General features: G+C 47.4%; 1 protein-coding gene. It reads right to left on the reverse strand.

Features of this window, described 5'->3' with window-relative positions; translation table 11 throughout:
* Positions 1 to 247: hypothetical protein (locus R0J87_RS23270; protein ID WP_498889336.1), on the reverse strand; the 247-nt coding region annotated here is incomplete at both ends.

The raw sequence follows: 247 nt of genomic DNA on the forward strand, positions 1-247 counted from the left end.
GTTCAATGTTTAAGCGATCTTCACTCAGTTCCACTTCACCATTCAAGGTTAAATTTTTGTCGAGGGCAGTGGTGAGAACAACCGCCTCTTCAAGGGTGATTTGCCCTGTGAGATCTAAGTTATCAATGGCAGCACGGGGGTCATCGGTGTAAGCAGTTTCCGCAGCAATGACCATCTTTCCTTGTCCTTCTACCCATTCGATTTGTCCTAAACTAAAGGCACTCAGCAAGGCGAACCCGCTTTCTCC

Source organism: Halomonas sp. SIMBA_159 (assembly GCF_046536035.1).
GTDB lineage: Bacteria > Pseudomonadota > Gammaproteobacteria > Pseudomonadales > Halomonadaceae > Vreelandella > Vreelandella venusta_A.